The 17,673-nt window shown below is 63.5% G+C and carries 15 protein-coding genes and 2 pseudogenes; 5 read left to right on the top strand and 12 right to left on the bottom strand.

What is annotated here, in order from left to right; all coding sequences use genetic code 11:
• Nucleotides 1-319: 319 nt before the first annotated feature.
• Nucleotides 320-555: pseudogene (locus tag RIN79_RS07055) on the top strand (helix-turn-helix transcriptional regulator).
• A 123-nt stretch (nt 556-678) separates the two neighbouring features.
• Here RIN79_RS07055 and RIN79_RS07050 read toward each other — a convergent pair.
• The 4 genes and pseudogenes from RIN79_RS07050 to RIN79_RS07035 all read right to left on the bottom strand — a co-directional run bounded on the left by RIN79_RS07050 (nt 679) and on the right by RIN79_RS07035 (nt 5,698).
• A pseudogene (locus RIN79_RS07050) lies at nt 679-1,935 on the bottom strand (tyrosine-type recombinase/integrase).
• 314 nt (nt 1,936-2,249) lie between these two features.
• Nucleotides 2,250-3,812 (bottom strand): glutamine-hydrolyzing GMP synthase, encoded by a 1,563-nt coding sequence (gene guaA, locus RIN79_RS07045; protein ID WP_309083928.1) that lies wholly within the window; start codon nt 3,810-3,812, stop codon nt 2,250-2,252.
• An 80-nt stretch (nt 3,813-3,892) separates the two neighbouring features.
• Complete coding sequence (locus RIN79_RS07040; RefSeq protein WP_375165883.1) at nt 3,893-4,336, bottom strand: PaaI family thioesterase; 444 nt, start codon at nt 4,334-4,336, stop codon at nt 3,893-3,895.
• A gap of 75 nt (nt 4,337-4,411) precedes the next feature.
• A complete protein-coding gene (locus RIN79_RS07035; RefSeq protein ID WP_309083926.1) occupies nt 4,412-5,698 on the bottom strand; it encodes an RsmB/NOP family class I SAM-dependent RNA methyltransferase in 1,287 nt (428 codons plus the stop codon).
• A gap of 391 nt (nt 5,699-6,089) precedes the next feature.
• On the opposite strand from RIN79_RS07035, the gene RIN79_RS07030 reads away from it, so the two are divergent.
• Nucleotides 6,090-6,815, top strand: coding sequence for an aquaporin (locus RIN79_RS07030; RefSeq protein WP_309083925.1), 726 nt, complete (start codon nt 6,090-6,092; stop codon nt 6,813-6,815).
• A 50-nt stretch (nt 6,816-6,865) separates the two neighbouring features.
• Here RIN79_RS07030 and RIN79_RS07025 read toward each other — a convergent pair whose 3' ends face one another.
• Complete coding sequence (locus RIN79_RS07025; RefSeq protein WP_309083924.1) at nt 6,866-7,498, bottom strand: isochorismatase family cysteine hydrolase; 633 nt, start codon at nt 7,496-7,498, stop codon at nt 6,866-6,868.
• Nucleotides 7,499-7,564: 66 nt separating this feature from the next.
• Complete coding sequence (locus RIN79_RS07020) at nt 7,565-8,707, bottom strand: ABC transporter substrate-binding protein (protein WP_309083923.1); 1,143 nt, start codon at nt 8,705-8,707, stop codon at nt 7,565-7,567.
• A gap of 171 nt (nt 8,708-8,878) precedes the next feature.
• On the opposite strand from RIN79_RS07020, the gene RIN79_RS07015 reads away from it, so the two are divergent.
• Both RIN79_RS07015 and RIN79_RS07010 read left to right on the top strand, forming a co-directional pair.
• Complete coding sequence (locus RIN79_RS07015) at nt 8,879-9,793, top strand: MurR/RpiR family transcriptional regulator (protein ID WP_309083922.1); 915 nt, start codon at nt 8,879-8,881, stop codon at nt 9,791-9,793.
• Entirely contained in the window at nt 9,794-11,110 is a 1,317-nt protein-coding gene (locus tag RIN79_RS07010) for a glutamine synthetase family protein (protein WP_309083921.1), read from the top strand.
• On the opposite strand, the gene RIN79_RS07005 is transcribed toward RIN79_RS07010, so the two are convergent.
• From RIN79_RS07005 to RIN79_RS06985, 5 genes are read right to left on the bottom strand one after another with little or no spacing between them, the layout of a single operon-like run.
• Nucleotides 11,104-11,748: an isochorismatase family cysteine hydrolase gene (locus RIN79_RS07005; RefSeq protein ID WP_309083920.1), complete on the bottom strand. Its 645-nt coding sequence runs from the start codon at nt 11,746-11,748 to the stop codon at nt 11,104-11,106. The genes RIN79_RS07010 and RIN79_RS07005 overlap by 7 nt on opposite strands.
• On the bottom strand, nt 11,732-12,772 hold the full coding sequence (locus RIN79_RS07000; RefSeq protein ID WP_309083919.1) for a branched-chain amino acid ABC transporter permease: 1,041 nt from the start codon (nt 12,770-12,772) through the stop codon (nt 11,732-11,734). The genes RIN79_RS07005 and RIN79_RS07000 overlap by 17 nt, the downstream gene beginning before the upstream one ends.
• Entirely contained in the window at nt 12,753-13,643 is an 891-nt protein-coding gene (locus RIN79_RS06995; protein WP_309083918.1) for a branched-chain amino acid ABC transporter permease, read from the bottom strand. Before RIN79_RS06995 ends, RIN79_RS07000 begins: the two co-directional genes overlap by 20 nt.
• Nucleotides 13,640-14,362 (bottom strand): ABC transporter ATP-binding protein, encoded by a 723-nt coding sequence (locus tag RIN79_RS06990; RefSeq protein ID WP_309083917.1) that lies wholly within the window; start codon nt 14,360-14,362, stop codon nt 13,640-13,642. The genes RIN79_RS06995 and RIN79_RS06990 overlap by 4 nt, the downstream gene beginning before the upstream one ends.
• Nucleotides 14,355-15,143 carry an ABC transporter ATP-binding protein gene (locus RIN79_RS06985; protein WP_309083916.1) on the bottom strand — a complete coding sequence of 263 codons (789 nt, stop codon included), beginning with the start codon at nt 15,141-15,143 and terminating at the stop codon, nt 14,355-14,357. The genes RIN79_RS06990 and RIN79_RS06985 overlap by 8 nt, the downstream gene beginning before the upstream one ends.
• Nucleotides 15,144-15,263: 120 nt before the next feature.
• On the opposite strand from RIN79_RS06985, the gene RIN79_RS06980 reads away from it, so the two are divergent.
• On the top strand, nt 15,264-16,046 hold the full coding sequence (locus RIN79_RS06980) for an N-formylglutamate amidohydrolase (RefSeq protein ID WP_309083915.1): 783 nt from the start codon (nt 15,264-15,266) through the stop codon (nt 16,044-16,046).
• A gap of 47 nt (nt 16,047-16,093) precedes the next feature.
• Here RIN79_RS06980 and guaB read toward each other — a convergent pair whose 3' ends face one another.
• A complete protein-coding gene (gene guaB, locus RIN79_RS06975; protein WP_309083914.1) occupies nt 16,094-17,596 on the bottom strand; it encodes an IMP dehydrogenase in 1,503 nt (500 codons plus the stop codon).
• Nucleotides 17,597-17,673: the final 77 nt, after the last annotated feature.

Genomic DNA, 17,673 nt, shown 5'->3' with positions numbered 1-17,673 from the left:
CTCCCCGGGTGTGGGAAAAGGCGGTAGCGCTCCAGCGACTCGAACCCCGACAAGGGCCAGGCGACGCCCATCGGGAGATTGCCAGTCGTCCGATTTGCAGGCCAGAGCCGTTCGTTGGTCACCGCACAGACAATGCCTCTTCCACTCTCCGTCCAAAGTGGTCAGCCTCCAAGACAAGTCGCTGATTTGGGAAATCGCCATGACTGGAAAGGCCAACTTCAAGGAGCTCAGCTTAGAGGTGTCGGATAAGTCGAATAGCGCATCAGCCGCCGACACAGCTCCCTCTGACACTTCATCACCCCGACTCGCCGAGCAGACAATCCGGCGGCCGGAACTTCGCAAGATTGTCCCCCTGGCCGACACCACGATCTACGAAATGGAGCAGCGTGGCGAGTTTCCTCGACGGTTCCATCTGACTTCGCGCTGTGTGGTCTGGGATTTGGCGGAGGCTGAGGCTTGGATCGAGGAGCGACGCCAGCTTTGGATGCGGCGATGATCAAACGCGCTCCGTCGCCCGACGTGCGCCAGCGGAAAACAAGACCTCTTAGACATTAACGCGGCGTGGGGCCCGGGGTGGGCGCTGGCGAGCGATCATCGGGACAATGGGAACGTCAGCGCAATTTCTGGCAATCCTTTCGCCGCGATGCCAGCTCCGATCCGAACGGGTGCTTTCGCACGCTAGATCTTTGCTTTCGGTGCGATCAACTGCATGGTCGGCAGATAGAGCGTCGGCTGGTGCGTTCGACCGTCCACCCATGCGTCGACAACGTCGGCCCATTCCTGGAGCAATGTGACGGCGTTGCTGCTCATAGTCGGCCTTGTTGTAGACGCCTCGAGAGGATTTTCCCTCCTCGTGGGCTAGGCACTTCTCGATCCAGTCGCGATTGAAGCCCAACTCGTTGAGTAGGGTCGATCCGGTTCTGCGCAGGTCGTGCACGGTGAATGGCTCCAATGGCAGACCCTGCTGCTTGGCTCTCACGACGACAGCGGTGGTGATGCGGTTGAACGTGGCGCGGGACATCGGCGCGTCGGCATCGTAGCGCGACGGCAGGACGTAGCGTGAGTTCCCGGCGCAGGTCTTGAGTGCGATCATGATGTCGATCGATTGGCGTGACAGATACACGTTATGAGGCTTCGAGCGCTTCATGCGCTCTTTGGGAATGCTCCATACGGCATTCTCGAATCGACTTCGTCCCAGACCGCATCCTGCAATTCGCTCTTTCGAACCATCGTGAGCAGGATCAGCCGCAGGCCTAGGCGGATCGTGGGCAGCGTCGGGACGTGCTCGAGCTGCTTCAGCATAATCCTGATTTCAGTTGGCGAGAGGGCACGGTCTTTCGGCACGAAGGTCGCGATCGAGGCAGGACCGACATCCGCGGCCGGGTTCGGCACTTTCTCGCCGTGCAGGATAGTGAAGGCGAAGATCTGCTTGACGATGTCGCGGACGTGGACGGCGGTGGCCGGCGCTCCTCGATCCTTCACTTTCGCGGAGAGCGCCCGAAGGTCTTCCGGTGTGATCTCCTTGAGGAGCCGGTTTCTCAAGGTCGGCACAATGTCGCGGTCGAAAATCGCCCGGCGCGTGGCGCGTGTGCTGTCGGCCATCCGCGGTTCCTTGAACCAGCGCTCCCCGAACTCGCCGAAGCTCTTCGCTTCCTTCAGGCGGCGCTTCTGTCGCTGCTTTTCCTGCGCTGGCGAGATTCCCTCCGCCACCATGCGGCGCGCGTCGAGACACAATTCTCTGGCGCGAGCGAGAGTTATGCCCTCCGGTCCGTATTTTCCGAGCGTCACTGTCTCGCGCCGGCCGTTCATTCGGTAGTCGTACCGAAAGGTCAAGGCGCCCGAGCTCTTGACCAGGGCGTACATACCGTCACGGTCCGCAATCTTGTAATCTTTTACCCTAGATTTTAGATGCTTAAGCGCCGTGTCCGTCAGCAAAGTGCCCTCCATTTCTAGCGGAAATGGACCGATTTGCGGCCTAAAAGACCGTCAGGCAAATTCGGCCTGCTGGAACGCTTCTTTTCTAATCAATTCAGAGCGTTAGCTTCCGAAAAAAGACCGTCATCGGCTGAATTGGGCTGACGGTATTGCGATTTGGGCGCTCGGACAAGAAAACAGATACCGCCAAAAAGACCGTCAGAGCGGTCCTTTTGCACGCGATAGTTCGCGATTGGTCCGAAGATTCTGCTTTTAAAATTGGTGATTTAGAATGAATTTACGATTGTTCGCGATAGGCTGCGAAGGACGCTGAATCACTCCCACTCTATTGTGCCGGGGGGTTTTGATGTCACGTCATAGACGACCCGGTTTATGCCGCGCACCTCGTTGATGATGCGAGTCGCTGCCTGGCTCAAAAAACCCATGTCGAAGTGGTAGAAGTCGGCCGTCATGCCGTCCACCGACGTGACGGCGCGCAGGGCGCAGACATATTCATAGGTGCGGCCGTCGCCCATCACGCCGACTGTCTGGACCGGCAGAAGAACGGCGAAAGCCTGCCAGATCGCGTCGTAAAGGCCGGCCTTGCGGATCTCGTCGAGGTATATCGCGTCGGCGGCGCGCAGGATGTCCAGTTTTTCCCGCGTCACGCCGCCGGGGCAGCGGATGGCAAGGCCCGGACCCGGGAAAGGATGGCGGCCGATAAAGTGGTCGGGCAGGCCAATCTCCTTCCCAAGCGCTCTCACCTCGTCCTTAAAGAGCTCGCGCAGCGGCTCGACTAGGCGCATCTTCATGCGCTCGGGCAGGCCGCCCACATTGTGGTGCGACTTGATGGTGACCGACGGCCCGCCGGTGAAGGAAACGCTCTCGATCACATCGGGGTAAAGCGTGCCCTGCACGAGGAAATCGGCGCCCCCGAGTTTCCTTGCCTCTTCCTCGAAGACCTCGATGAAGAGGCGGCCTATGGTCTTGCGCTTCTTTTCCGGGTCGGTCTCACCCTCCAGCGCGGAGAGGAAGCGATCGGAAGCATCGACCAGGATCAGCGGCACGTTATAATGCTCGCGGAACATGGCTACCACCTCCGCTGCCTCGTTCTGGCGCATCAGGCCGTGGTCGACCAGAATGCAGGTGAGCTGCTCGCCGACCGCCTCATGGGTGAGGAGCGCCGCCACCGAGGAATCGACGCCGCCCGAAAGCGCGCAGATGACCCGGCCCGAGCCTACCTGGTCGCGGATCGCGCGGATCGCCTGCTCGCGATAGGCGGCCATGGTCCAGTCGCCCTTCAGCCCGGCGATCCTGTGCACGAAATTGGCGATCAGCCTGGCCCCGTCCGGCGTGTGCACCACCTCGGGATGGAACTGCACGCCGTAATATCGGCGCCGGTCATCGGCGATGGCAGCGAAGGGCGCGCCGGATGAGGTGCCGACCACCTTGAAGCCGGTCGGGATCGCTGTCACGCGGTCGCCATGGCTCATCCAGACCTGATGGCGGGTGCCCGGCGCCCAAATGCCGGCGAAGAGCGCGCAATCCTCCTCAATTTCAAGAAAGGCGCGGCCGAATTCCCGGTGATCGCTTCCCTCGACCTTACCGCCAAGCTGGGCGCACATCGTCTGCTCGCCGTAGCAGATGCCGAGGACAGGAACACCTGACTGGAAGATGATGTCGGGCGCGCGCGGGCTACCGGAGTCGACCGTCGAGGCGGGGCTGCCTGAAAGAATGACGGCCTTCGGAGTGAGCCGCCTGAAGGCATCCTCTGCGGTCTGGAAGGGAGCGATCTCGGAATAGACCCCCGCCTCGCGCACGCGCCGCGCGATCAGCTGCGTGACCTGGCTGCCGAAGTCGACGATAAGAACGGTGTCGGGGTGGGGCGCAATGCTCATGTCGAGGCTTTAAAGAAGGTTTTTCAAGAGCGCAACGGGTGGGAACGCCTCGTGCCGGGATTCTCGCTTCGGCGCCCTGCCTAACCCGCGATGCCCTCGCGGCCGACGATCGTCATCATCGTGCCGGTCATGGTGGCGATCAGCTTCGCCTCTCCTTCGGCGTCGAAGGCATAGGCCTGCCCGTCGGCCACGATGATGGTGCGCCCTGGCTTGGTCACGGAGCCGCGGAATAGGAAGCGCTGCCCCCTTCCCGGCGCAAGCAAATTGACCTTGAACTCGATTGTCAGCACGCCGGCCTCGGCCGGCATCAGTGAATAGGCGGCATAGCCGCAGGCGGCGTCGAGCGCCATGGAGATCACCCCCGCATGCAGGAAGCCATGCTGCTGGGTGAACGCCTCCGCATAAGGCATCTCGATCTCGACGATGCCCGGCGTCACCAGCGTCAGTTCCGCGCCGATGGTTGCCATGGCCTTCTGGCGCGCGAAGCTTGCGCGCACCCGAGCCTCGAAATCTTCGGCCGCCATCCGCCGCTCCGCCATGTCTGTTCCCTCGCTGGACGAGCCGCTTATGGCAAAGGGCATGCGACGGGGCAATGGCGGTCAGTCCGGCAGCCGCTCGAAGCCGGCGAAATAAAATCCGTCCGTTTCGGTCGCAGCCGGTGTGAGCGTGATCCCGCCTTCGAAGCGGGGCCGGTGCGGATGGGCCGGAAACTGCTGCAGCCAGAGGGCCGCATGATCGAGAGCGCGAAAGCGGGGCGAGCGCGCGAGAAAGGCGGCTGCCTGGGCGGCATTCTCCTGTGGGAACACGGAACAGGTAATATAGGCAAGCCGCCCGCCAGGGCGGACATAGCGGCTCGCCGCATCGAGAATTGCGCTCTGCTCCGCCTGCCTCGCCTCGATCTGCTGCGGGGTCAGGCGCCATTTGGCATCCGGGCGGCGACGCCAAGTGCCGGAACCAGAGCAGGGCGCATCCACGACAACGAGGTCCATCTGGCTTTCCAGTCGCTTCAGTTGCGCCTCCTCCGCCGCCACCTGGACATTGCGGCAGCCCGCCCGCTTCAGGCGCTCAAAAATCGGAGCAAGCCGCTGCCTGTCCGCATCATAGGCGTGGATTTGCCCGCGGTTTTCCATCATGGCCGAGAAGGCGAGCGTCTTGCCGCCCGCGCCGGCGCAGAAGTCGAGCACCTGCTCGCCCGGTGCGGCCCCCGCTAGCTCCGCCACGACCTGCGAGCCCTCGTCCTGGACCTCGAACCACCCCTTCTGGAAAGCCGGCTCTGCCTGCACATTGGGGTGGCGTCCATCGCCGGCAATGGGGGCTATGCGGAGCCCGTTGCGCGCGAGGCGCGTGGGCGCCGCGCCGGCGCGCGAAAGGCTAGCCAGGACCTTTTCCCGCGATGCCTTCAGCCGGTTGGCACGCATGTCGAGCGGCGGCCGGCTTGCCAGGGCCTCGCCCTCCTCGACCCACGCGCTGCCAAAAACCTCCTGCATCATCGGCTCGCACCATTCAGGCACATTGGCGCGCGCGGGGTCCGGAAGCTTTGCGCCAAGCCTCTCCCGCAGCAAGGCGAATTCCGCCTGGCTGAGCGGCGGCGGAGCGAAATTATCGTCCGCGATCGCGCGGCCAAACTCCTCGAGCGAAATCGTCCTCTCCAGCAGATAACCGCCGAGGACAAGCGCACGCGGCGTGTCGGCCCCGAAAATCCAGGCGGCAGCGCGGCGCCGGCGCAGCCCGTCATAGACGAAATTGCCGATGGCGGCGCGGTCGCCGGCGCCGGCAAAACGGTGTGAGAGGCCCCAGTCCCGCATGGCGTCGGCGGCGGGGCGGTGGCGCGTCTCGATGTCCTGGAGAATTTCTATGGCCGCTGCCAGCCTTCCGCCGAGGCGCATGATCCTAGTCCTTCCGGTGTACCCGTCACCATACCTCGCTAACCTGCACGGGCGGGATGCACAAGAGCCGCGCGAGAACGGCAGGTCCGATGGAAGGAGGCGCCGACCGTCATCCTGGTGGCCGCGATCAGATCCCTTATGCCCGCCCCACCCCGCCAAGTTCAGTATCTCCGACGGCTGGCCGAGACCCCTTCTTCTGGCGCGCGCCCGCGGCCTGCGGCGATGACGGAAAACAATCCCGCAAGAGCAGGATTTGCCGCCGCGGGGCCCGGTATGGGTTTGTGCGGCCAGACCCGCGGCCTTGCCATCCGACCCGGGCTCTAAACATTGCCTTCATCAAGAGGTTGTAGGATGCTCCGGCTGTTGTGGCTATTGCGGGGATGATTCGGTCATGAAAGCCTATATCGCGGAACTCTTCGGTACATTCTGTCTGGTCTTCATAGGCTGCGCGAGCGTGGTGCTCGGCGGCTTCGGCGCACTTGTGCCATCGGGCGGCGTTCTGGCCATAGGTCTGGCCTTCGGCATTGCGGTTGTGGCGATGGCCTATGCAATCGGCTCGGTGTCCGGTGCGCATCTCAATCCGGCCGTCACCCTCGGCGCGTTCCTCGCCGGTCGCCTGCCGGCCAAGGATGTGGCGCCCTACATGATTGCCCAGGTGGCAGGCGGCATCCTCGGCGCCATCGTGCTGTGGATCATCGCCTCAGGCTCGGCCAACGGAGCACCCGCAAGTCTGGCGGCAACCACGTGGGACCCGAGTGCCTTTTCGACCGCCGCGGTGTTCCTCGCGGAGGTTGTGGCGACCTTCCTCTTCGTCATGGTTATTCTCGGAGTGACGACGAAGGTGCATTCGACCGTGCTTGGCGGCCTTGTCATCGGTCTCACGCTCACGGCAATGCATCTCGGCTTCGTCCAGGTCTCCGGTTCCTCGCTCAATCCGGCACGCTCCATCGGACCCGCCCTCTTCTCGGGAAGCACGGCGATCGCGCAGCTTTGGCTCTACATTCTTGCCCCGCTGATCGGCGGTGCGGTGGCCGGCGTGGTCTACAAGGCTCGGCTCTTCGAAAGCACCGAGTCGGACCTCGTCAGGAAAGTAGGAACCTCGGATATCCCGCACTGAACAGGGAAGGCGCCCGGCCGCCGGGCGCCTCTCCTCTTCCGGAACCAAGCTCAGGTGATGTCGGCAAGCACCTCGTCAGCGGTCTGGATGCGGCAATAACCGCCGAAAGCCCTAAGTGCGGTCGAGTGACGCTCCTCCGAATAGGCGGCGCAGGCGTCAGCGGCGCAGACCATATAGTAGCCCCGGTCGGCCCCGTCGCGGATCGCCATGTCCACGCACTGATCCGTCACGAAACCGGTGACGACGACGTTTTCCACGCCCAGATTGCGCAGAACATAGTCGAGATTTGTGGAATTGAAGACGCCTGACGACGTCTTGGGCAGCACGATCTCGTCAGCATGCGGCGCCACATCCTCGATGACCTTGGCGAGGGGCGAGCCGCGCGGCACCAGAATGTTCGAAAGCTTGTGGTCGAGTGAGCGGTCACGCCCGTCAAGCGTCAGCGCCTCGATGACAGTATAGACGATCTCGCAGCCTTTCTCCCTGGCCCCTTCTATCAGCTTCTTCATCGCGGGCAGGGCGCGCTGGCGAAGAGCGCGCTCGAATTCGGGATGCTTGTTCAGGATTTCAGGCTCGAGTTCGGCATTCTGCGCGTCAACGACCAGAACGGCGGTCCGCGCTGCCACCAGCTTCCGGTTTCGGCCCTCGTAATGTGCGAGCGTGCTGCCTTTTTCGGCGGTCATTCAAAGTCTCCATAGAGAACGGGCGGGGCACGGCAGCCCCGCCCGCCGTTCCGCCCCACCCAAACCTTACTGCGTCTCGGGACGCCAGATCTCCTCGACGGCATATTTTCCGTTCTTGACGCTGATGATCGAGACCGGCTTTGGCGGCACCATATTGGCGCGCGTATAGCTGATCTCCCCGGTCACGCCCTTGAAGCCGCGCGTTTCGGCCAGTGCGTCTCTGATCTTGGCCGGCTCGGCCGAGTTCGCACGCTTGATGGCATCCGCCACCAGCATCATGGCGTCATAGCCGAGCGGCGCGAATGCGTTTTCCGGCTCGATGCCATACTCGGCCTTGTAGTCCTCGATGAACTTCTTGACCTCGGGCCGGTCGTCGGCGCGATAAGTGTGGGTCGAGAAATAGACGTCGTTGGCGAGTTCAGGACCGGGCACAGTGGAGACGAGCTCCGTGTCGAAGCCGTCGCCGGAGACGATCGGGATGTTGATGCCTTGCTCGCGGATCTGCTTGACCGACAGGCCCGCCTCCGACGGGATGGCCGATACGAAGACGGCATCGGGTGCCGGGTCCATGGAGGCCAACCGCGCGATCTGCGCGGAGAAGTCCGTATCGCCCATCATGAAAGTGTCGGTGCCGACGACCTCGCCGCCCCGCTCCTGGAAGCGCTCGGTGAAGAAGGCGCTCAGCGCCTTGGTGAAATCCATGGAGTTGTCGGTCCAGACCGCGACGCGCCGCGCGCCGAGCTTGTCATAGGCGTAGTCGGCAATGGCATAGGATTGGTCGTCGTCACCGAACGGCGTCATGAACATATAGTCGCCCACCCATTGCGGCAGCTCGGGATGGGTGGCGCCCGAAGTGACGAAAGGCACGCCCTTCTCCTGGAACAGCGGAGCGCCGGCCATGACGAAAGTCGTGTCGGATTGGCCGATACCTGCCACAACCCCTTCCGAAAGGACGCGCTGTGCGGCCTTGGCGGTCTCCTGCTGGTCCGTCTTGCCGTCCGGCGCGATCAGTTCAACCTGCTTGTCCAGAAGTCCGCCTTGGGCATTGATCTGCTTCACGGCGAGTTGCGCGCCCTTGAGCGAGGGCCCGTCGAGCGACGACATGCCGCCCGTGAGGTTGTAGAGTGCGCCGATCTTGATGGTCTCCTGCGCGGACGCGCTTGCCAGCATGGCCGCAAACGCCACGGAGGCTGCAATCAATCTGTTCATGCTCCCATTCCCCTGCTAGCGGCCGCTTTCGGATGCCCGGCCGGCGGATCCGGAAGGCCCCCAGCGGCTTCAGGCACAGCATGACTCGCCACCGGCACAGCGTCAATCGAATCGTACATTTTTCTTTCAAGCAGGCGTTTTGTCTGATTTGATACATCCGGGAGGTGCAGAATGGCGATATTGGAAAAAGGCACGGTGCTGGAACAGCTTCGCCGGGATTTGCCGCAGTTGAGCGGGCGCGAAGCGCGCGCCGCGCGCCATCTCCTTGCGAATTATCCGATGGCCGGCCTCACCACCGTCGCCGAATTCGCCGCCCAGAGCGGCGTCAGCACCGCCACCATCCTGCGGCTCGTGAAAAGGCTGGGCTTTTCCGTCTATGCCGATTTCCAGGCGGCATTGCGCAGACATCTGGAGGAGACACTGCAGTCGCCGCTGATCCGTTTCGGCGAGCGCCAGGTCTCTGAAGGGTCCGAAAACGACCCGTTTCTCGACCGCTTCATGGAAGCGATGGTGGGTCACATGCAGGCCCTGCGCGGCAGCGTTCCCGCGGCGGAGTTCGAGAAGGTCGTCGCCCTCCTTTCCGACCCTCGCCGCGACATACACATAGTGGGCGGCCGCTATTCCTCCAATCTCGGCGCCTATGTGGCGGACCTGCTCACCGCGGTGCGCGGCCGCGTCTTCACCATCCGGGGGCAAACGCAGCAATGGCCGCAGCATCTGCTCGATATGGGCAAGAGCAGCGTGCTCCTGGTCTTCGATGTCCGGAGATACCAGCAGGACGTCATCGAATTCGCCGGCGCCGCGTCCCGGCGCGGCGCCACCGTGGTGCTGCTGACCGATGCCTGGCAATCACCCGCCTCGCGCGCAGCCGATCACGTGCTCACCTTCCAGGTTGAGTCCCCCTCCATCTTCGACGTGCTCACCATCGGAATGGCGCTTTCGGAGGCGCTGGTGGGGGCCGTCGCAAGCAAGCTCGGCGGGTCGGGGCGCGAGCGCATTGAGGCGCTGGAGGAATTGCGGCGGCCATTTGCGCCAAAGGAAGCCGGGCTGAACCGCACCGAGACGCTGTTGAAACGGGGAGATTAGATGCGACGCGAAGAGATCGTCATGATCTGCACATGCGACCTGGCAGGCCAGATGCGAGGCAAGGGCTTTCCCGTCTCCGATCTGGAAGAGCGGCTCACGCGCGGCATCGGCTGGACGCCGACGAACAGCATGATCACGGCCCATGGGCCGATCGCCCCCAGCCCATGGGGGCCATTCGGCGACCTGGTGCTGAAGCCTGATCCCGAAAGCCGCATACGGGTCGATTTCGGCGAGGATCACGCCGCCGAGCATTTCGTCATTGGCGATATCTGCCATATCGATGGCACGCCCTGGGAGGTTTGTCCTCGGGGTTTCCTCAAGCGCGTTCTCGAGGCAATCGAGAAGCGCCACGGGCTGAAAGTGAAATCAGCCTTCGAGCATGAGTTCGTCTTCGAAGGCGTGGAGGAAAGGCCGAATGCCAGCTATGCGCTCGATTCCTTCCGACGCCAGGACATTTTCGCCGAGAGCTTTCTTGGTGCGCTGAAGGAAGCGGGTATCACGCTCGACACCTTCATGCCCGAATACGGCCCGAAGCAATACGAGGTGACGGTCGGCCCGGCCACCGGCGTGCGTTCCGCCGACCAGGCTGTCGCCATACGCGAGATCGCGCGCGCGGTAGCAACGCGGCTCGGTACGCGCGTCAGCTTCACACCCATCCTCCGCCCAGATGCAGTCGGCAACGGCGTGCACGTCCATTTCAGCCTGCAGGATGCCGCCACGGGCATGCCGGTCAACTACAACGCGCAAGCACCACATGGGCTCTCGGCGAGGGCGGGCGCCTTCATCGCCGGAATCCTGCAGAAGTTGCCCGCCATCACCGCCGTCACGGCGGCCTCCTCAGTCTCCTATCTCCGGCTGACGCCGAACCGCTGGAGCGCCGCTTACAACAATCTCGGGTTCCGCGACCGCGAGGCCGGCGTGCGCATTTGTCCCGTGTTTGCGACCGCCGAAGAGCAAATCGCACGGCAATATCATTTCGAGTACCGCGCAGCCGATGCCACCGGCAGCCCCTATCTTGTGCTCGGCGCCATCCTAGCCGCCGGCCTATATGGATTGGACCAGGACCTGCCGGCGCCGCCTGTCTGCCAGGGCGCGCCGCAGAACATGGCTCAGGAGGATCTGGACAGGCTCGCGATCGTACGGCTCCCGCAGTCGCTCGGGGAGGCGCTCGACGCTTTTGAAGCCGAGGAGGAGCTGACGGACCTGTTCGGTCCCGAGCTCAAATCGGCCTATCTGGCCCATAAGCGCTTTGAGGAGAAGCTCATGTCGGCGCTCTCCCCTGCGGAACAGTGCGAGAAATATCGGCTTGCCTACTGAGCTGCAAAGTCGCGGCTCATCGCCGCCAGCAACGAGTCCGTGGTTTCCATGCGGCAATAGCCTTTGAAAGCGTTCAGTGCGGCCTGATGGCGCAGGCGCGTATCCGTCGCGCAGGCATCGCTCACGCAGATCATGTGAAAGCCGCGGTCGGCGCCGTCCCGGATCGTGTGGTCGACACATTGATCCGTCAGGAAGCCGGTGACTGCGATCGTGTCGAGGCCGATATTGCGGATCAGATACTCGAAATTCGTCGAGTTGAAGAGGCTCGAGGAAGTCTTCGGGATGACCATCTCGTCCGGCTCCGGCCGGATCTCGTCGACCACCTTTGCGTCCCACGACCCTTTCGGAATGAAGAAATTCGAAAGCTTATAGTCGAGGCTTCGGTCGCGGCCGTCCTCGGTAAAATTCTCCATCACTGTGTAGATCACCTCGACACCATGGCCACGCGCCGCTTCTATCAGCCGGCGGATATTGGGAATCACGGTCGAGTGCGCATCCTCGTAGAATTCAGGCCGGGGCTGGCGGTTCTTCTCGTCCATCACCCAGTTCTGCACGTCAATGACGAGCAGCCCCAGCCGGTCAGCGAGCAGCGGGAGGACGCGGCTGTGAAAAACATCCCGTTCACGGGGTCTGCCCAAACCGATCTCCTCCGAAAAGGCGCCGCACGATCATCGGTTCGCCACTGCCGAACAGGCCTTGCGGGCGAAGGTATAGGACCAGGATGAGCGCCAGCGCCACTATCACCTGGCTCATGCCGTAAAGGCCCACCGATTCCTCCACCGGCCGCAACGCCTCCGACAGAACGGTAATCGCGGATGCGGCGATCACCGCGCCGATGATGCTTCCCGAACCGCCGATCACCACCATCACCACCAGGTTGAACGCAAGCAGGACGGAGTAGGTTCTTGGCGTCACCACGCTGATCAGATGGACAAGCAGTGCGCCAGCGACCGCGGCAAAAAATGCGCCGAGCACGAAAGCCAGCATCCGGACCCTCACCGTATCGATGCCGACGCATTCCGCCGCAAGTTCGTTCTCGCGCGTGGCCATCATGGCGCGCCCGAGTGAAGAGAACTTAATGCGCCAGGCAGCGGCGATCACCACGAGCATGAAACCGAATGCCCACCAGATGCCGGTGAGGCGGGGAATGCCGCTCAGGCCCGAGCCGCCACGCGTGATGGTGTCCCAATTGGTCGCGAGACTCTGGATGATCACGATCAGCCCCAGCGTCGCCACTGCCAGATAGTGGCCGCGGAGCCGGAGAACCGGGAATCCCACAATCAGCGCTACCACTGCGGCCACGGCGCCGGCGATCAGAATAGCCGGCAGCAGCGAAAGCTCGGTCGTGGCGAGGAACTCGGGCAGGCCCGGCAGCATCGTGCCCTTGCGGCGTTCCGGAAAGGTTAGGATCGCCGCCACGTAGGCGCCGATGGTCATGAAGGCTGGATGGCCAAGCGAGAAAAGGCCGGTGAAGCCGTTGGTGAAGTTCAGCGAAACGGCAAGAGCCGCGTTGAGGAAGAGCACAGCCAGCAGCGTGACGACATAGTCGCTAAGGCTTGCCTGGGCGAGCCACACCGCGGCAGCGGCGGCGGCCGCGACTAAAGCAGCGGCCGCAAAGCCTCGAATGGGCAGCGGGGTCTCGTCAGGCACGGTCTTCGACATGGCGCACGAACAGTCCGGAAGGCTTGACGAGAAGGATGACGATGAGGAGCAGGAATACGAACGCGTCGCGATAGCCGGAGAGCTCCTGAGGCAGAAGACCAACGAAGAGGACCTCCGCAAGGCCCAGAATGTAGCCGCCAAGCATCGCGCCGCCGAGAGAGCCGACGCCGCCGATCACACAGGCGACGAAGGCCTTCAAACCGGGAACAAAGCCGAGGAGCGGATCGATCTGTCCGAACTTGCCGCCCCAGAACACGCCGGCGACGGCCGCGAGCGCGCTGCCAATCGCGAAGGCGGCGAGGATCGTCCGATTGACGGAAACACCCATCAGGCGGGCCGCCATCAGGTTCTCCGCCGTCGCCCGCATGGCGGTGCCTAGCCGCGTACGGTAGACGATGAAGAAGAGGATAGCGATCAACAGCAGCGTCAGGCAGATGATGACCATATCCGTCAGCGAGGCGCTGACGCCGCCGAGCGGCACGCGCTGGCGCATGAAGGCAGGGAAGACGAAGTTGCGCTGCTGCCCTGTGAGCAGCAACAGCGCACTGTTCTGGATGACGATCGAGACGGCTAGCGTGGCGATGAAGCCGGTCACCTGCGGCGCGCCGCGGATCGGACGGAAGACGACGCTCTCGATCAGCATGCCCGCTACTGCGCCGATCATCAGGACGAAGACGAGGATCAGCGGCCAGGGGACGCCAACGGCGATCATCGCCAGGGTGGAAAAGGCGCCTATCATCACAAGGTCGCCATGAGCGAAATTGATCAACCGCACGATGCCGTAGATCATCGAGAAGCCGATCGCCACAAGAGCGTAGAGGCTCCCAAGCGACAGGCCGTTCACCAGCTGCTGGAACAGATACTGGCTCACAAGGGGACCCCCAGATAGGACTGGCGCACGCGGTCATTGTCCATCAGCTCCCGGCCGGCCCCTGCGAGCACGATGCGCCCGTTTTCCATCACATAGGCACGGTCGGCGATCTCAAGCGCCATCACGGCATTCTGCTCGATGAGCAGGATCGTCACTCCCTGCGCCTTCAGCCTCGCAATAACATCAAAGATCGTCTCGACCACCTTGGGCGCCAGGCCCAGGGAGGGCTCGTCGAGCAGAAGCAGCTTTGGCGAGGCGAGCAGGGCGCGGCCTATCGCAAGCATCATCTGTTCGCCGCCGGAGAGGGAACCGGCAGGCAGAGACGCCCGCTCCTTCAGGATGGGGAAGAGCTCATGTACCTCCGCTGTCGCAGCAGCGATCTCCTCTCGCCTGGAGCGGGTGTAGGCGCCCATTGCCAAGTTCTCCGCGACCGTCAGGGACTGAAAGATTTGCCGCCCCTCGGGGCAGTGGATCAGTCCTGCGCGTACGATCCGTTCCGCACTGGCGCGGGTAAGGTCGATCTCCCCTCCTTCCGTTCGCATGACCGCTAGACCCGAGCGCGGGCGAAGCAGCCCCGAAAGCGTCAGAAGCGTCGTGGACTTGCCGGCTCCGTTCGCCCCGATGAGCGCGGCAAGCTCGCCTCGGGCGACATTAAAGGAAACGTCCTTCAGCACATGGGTGGCGCCGCGAAAGACGTCGAGACCGCGCACTTCAAGCATTGGCCAGGGCTTTCCGACGGGTGCCGAGATAGGCTTCTATGACGGCCGGATCGGCCTGCACTTCGGCCGGGGTACCCTCGGCAACGAGCTTGCCCCGGTTCAGCACCTGCACGCGCCGACAGAGCCCCATCACCAGCCGCATGTCATGCTCCACCACCAGCACGCTCACCCCCATATCCTCGTTGATACGGCGGATGAGCTCGACGAGCTTCTGCGTCTCGCTGGGGTTCAGGCCTGCCGCGGGCTCGTCCAAGAGAAGGGCGGCAGGCTCGGTGGCCAGCGCCCTTGCGATCTCCACCCGGCGCTGATCGCCATAGGAAAGATCGCCGGCGCGCCTGTAGGCCAGCGCGGACAAGCCCGTCCGATCGATGATCTCCGCCGCGCGGCGCGCGATCAGCTTCTCGCTGCGCCAGAACGCGGGCAGTTGTGCAAGGGTTTTGATCAGTGAGGAGCCATGCCGCATATGACCGCCGCACATGACATTTTCCAACGCGCTGAGGTCGCTGAAAAGGCGAATGTTCTGGAATGTGCGCGCCACCCCTGCCCGCGCCAGGACATGCGGCCTGGCGCCCGTAAGATCCTGTCCCCGTATCAGTATCCTTCCGGCGCTGGGCTTCAGCACGCCCGTGAGCAGGTTGAAGGCGGTCGTCTTCCCGGCGCCGTTGGGGCCGATGAGGCCGACAAGTTCGCCGCCGGCCAGGCGTAAGCCGTAGCCGTCCACGGCGACGAGCCCGCCGAAGATCCTGCTCAGACCATGTGCCTCGATGATCGCTTCCGTCACGCTCGTCCCCAGAAAGCCTTCCGCGACGATAGCGAGCCTCGCGGAGCCGTCAACAAAAAGATACAGATTGCAATTGTAAGCGGGATTTGTACGATTTGATACATCCGCTGGAGCACGCCCGTGACGAGCCTTACCGCGCCAAAGCAGACAATCATCCTAGCCCCCGACGAGCCGCATCCGCTGGAAACGCGAAACGAGCAGGGACGGTCCGGCTTCGTGCTGATATGCGAACACGCCGGCAGGCTCATGCCGCGCTCGCTCGGCACGCTAGGCCTCGGTGAGGAGGATCTTGTCCGGCATATCGCGTGGGATATCGGCGCAAGAGCGGTGGCGGTCGCCCTCTCGGACATGCTCGACGCGCCGCTCTTCATGCAGCGCTATTCGCGCCTCGTCTGCGACTGCAACCGCCGGCCGGACGTGCCGAGCTTTGCGCCGGAGGTGAGCGAGGCGACCCAGATCCCCGGCAATGTCGCGCTGAGCGAGGCCGCGCGACAGGCACGGGCGGAGGCGATCTTCTGGCCTTTCCACGACGCCGTGACCGCCTTCCTCGATCGACGGCAGGCGGAGGGCAGGCCGACGGTGCTTGCCACCATCCACACATTCACGCCGGTTTTTCTGGGGGTACAGCGTCCGTGGGAGATCGGCGTGCTTTACAACCGGGACCGGGAGTTCGCCCCTGCCGTAGCGCGATGGCTGCAGGAGACCACCGATCATACGGTCGGAATCAACGAGCCCTACAAGGTCAGCGACGACACCGACTACGCGATACCCGTCCATGGAGAAAAGCGCGGTCTCCCCTGCGTCGAGTTCGAGATTCGCAACGACCTGATCACCGGCGAAACCGCCGGCTATTGGGCAAAGCTGCTGGCGACAGTGCTCACGGCCTGCGCCCCGGCCCGTTAGAACCACAACGCTCTCAGCGCCCAGAAAACCTTCAGAAGAAACCCGGCCTAGGAAACGCCTGGATAGTTCGGGCTTTCGCGTGTGATGGTAACATCATGGGGATGGCTTTCGCGCAGGCCGGCGCCAGAGATGCGGACGAAAGTCGCCTTCTCGCGCAGCTCGGCGAGATTGCGCGCGCCGACATAACCCATGGCCGCCCGCAGGCCGCCGGTGAGCTGGTGCAGCACGCCGGCCGCGGGGCCCTTATAAGGCACCTGTCCCTCGATGCCCTCCGGCACGAGCTTCAGCGTGTCCCGAACCTCGGCCTGGAAATATCGATCCGCCGAGCCGCGCGCCATGGCTCCCACTGAGCCCATGCCGCGATAAGCCTTGAAGGAGCGGCCCTGATACAGGAACACCTCGCCTGGGCTCTCGTCTGTACCAGCAAGCAGCGAGCCGATCATGGCGGCGCTTGCGCCGGCGGCGAGCGCCTTGGCGAGGTCGCCGGAATATTTGATGCCGCCGTCGGCGATGATCGAGACGCCAAGCCTGTGTGCCGCCTCGACGGCAGCCATGATGGCGGAAAGCTGTGGCATGCCGACCCCTGCCACCACACGGGTGGTGCAGATAGAGCCGGGGCCGATGCCCACTTTCACCGCATCGGCGCCTGCGTCAATCAGCGCTTTCGTGCCGTCCGCCGTCGCGACATTGCCGGCAATGATGCGAACCGCATTGGAGAGCGTCTTGGCACGTGTGACAGCGTCGAGGACGCGCTGGGAATGGCCGTGGGCGGTGTCGATCACCAGGATGTCCACGCCGGCGGCGATGAGGCGCTCGGCACGCTCGAAGCCATCCTCACCGACGCTGGTCGCCGCCGCGACGCGCAGCCGCCCCTGGGCATCCTTGCAGGCGTGGGGATTGAGCTGCGCCTTCTCGATGTCCTTGACGGTGACGAGGCCGACGCAATTGCCGGCATTATCCACCACCAGCAGCTTCTCGATGCGGTGCTGGTGCAGAAGGCGCTTTGCCTCGTCCTGGCTCACCCCTTCCCTTACCGTCACGAGCTTGTCATGCGTCATCAGTTCGCGCACCGGCTGCCGCGGATTGGAGGCAAAGCGCACATCACGATTGGTGAGGATGCCGACGAGCTTGCCGACGGTGTGACCCCCAAGCCCGCCATTCTCCACGACCGGAATGCCGGAAATGCGATGCGCGCTCATCAGCGCGTGGGCGTCGGCAAGCGTTGCATCCGGGCCGATGGTGACAGGGTTCACCACCATGCCGGATTCAAACTTCTTCACCTGCCGCACCTCCTCCGCCTGCTCGGCGGGCGAGAGATTGCGGTGGATGACGCCGATGCCGCCGGCCTGCGCCATGGCGATGGCGAGACGGGCTTCCGTCACCGTGTCCATGGCGGCCGAAAGGATGGGAATGTTGAGCTCGATATCGCCGGCGATGCGGGTGCTGACGTCGGTTTGGCCGGGCATGACCTCGGAATGGCCGGGCTGCAGCAGCACGTCGTCGAAGGTGAGCGCCTCCGCGCCGGTGGGAGTCTCGATGATCTTCGCCATGGCCAAATCCTGAAAAATGCGGGATCCGCGCTGGTCGTCCCTGAAAACGCCGCGCCGACTCGCTGGTTACCCTTTGC

This window comes from Chelativorans sp., from assembly GCF_031180965.1.
In the GTDB taxonomy this organism is placed as follows: Bacteria; Pseudomonadota; Alphaproteobacteria; order Rhizobiales; family Rhizobiaceae; genus Chelativorans.
The sequence above is the reverse complement of the archived record's forward strand: the minus strand, read 5'-3'. Positions and strand labels throughout refer to the sequence as shown.

Bases quoted from the DNA above. Each gene is read 5' to 3' on its own strand.
- guaA (WP_309083928.1), bottom strand. From the start codon at position 3,812: ATGAGCATTGCGCCCCACCCCGACACCGTTCTTATCGTCGACTTCGGC.
- RIN79_RS07040 (WP_375165883.1), bottom strand. From the start codon at position 4,336: ATGGCGGCCGAAGATTTCGAGGCTCGGGTGCGCGCAAGCTTCGCGCGC.
- RIN79_RS07035 (WP_309083926.1), bottom strand. From the start codon at position 5,698: ATGCGCCTCGGCGGAAGGCTGGCAGCGGCCATAGAAATTCTCCAGGAC.
- RIN79_RS07030 (WP_309083925.1), top strand. From the start codon at position 6,090: ATGAAAGCCTATATCGCGGAACTCTTCGGTACATTCTGTCTGGTCTTC.
- RIN79_RS07025 (WP_309083924.1), bottom strand. From the start codon at position 7,498: ATGACCGCCGAAAAAGGCAGCACGCTCGCACATTACGAGGGCCGAAAC.
- RIN79_RS07020 (WP_309083923.1), bottom strand. From the start codon at position 8,707: ATGAACAGATTGATTGCAGCCTCCGTGGCGTTTGCGGCCATGCTGGCA.
- RIN79_RS07015 (WP_309083922.1), top strand. From the start codon at position 8,879: ATGGCGATATTGGAAAAAGGCACGGTGCTGGAACAGCTTCGCCGGGAT.
- RIN79_RS07010 (WP_309083921.1), top strand. From the start codon at position 9,794: ATGCGACGCGAAGAGATCGTCATGATCTGCACATGCGACCTGGCAGGC.
- RIN79_RS07000 (WP_309083919.1), bottom strand. From the start codon at position 12,772: ATGTCGAAGACCGTGCCTGACGAGACCCCGCTGCCCATTCGAGGCTTT.
- RIN79_RS06990 (WP_309083917.1), bottom strand. From the start codon at position 14,362: ATGCTTGAAGTGCGCGGTCTCGACGTCTTTCGCGGCGCCACCCATGTG.
- guaB (WP_309083914.1), bottom strand. From the start codon at position 17,596: ATGGCGAAGATCATCGAGACTCCCACCGGCGCGGAGGCGCTCACCTTC.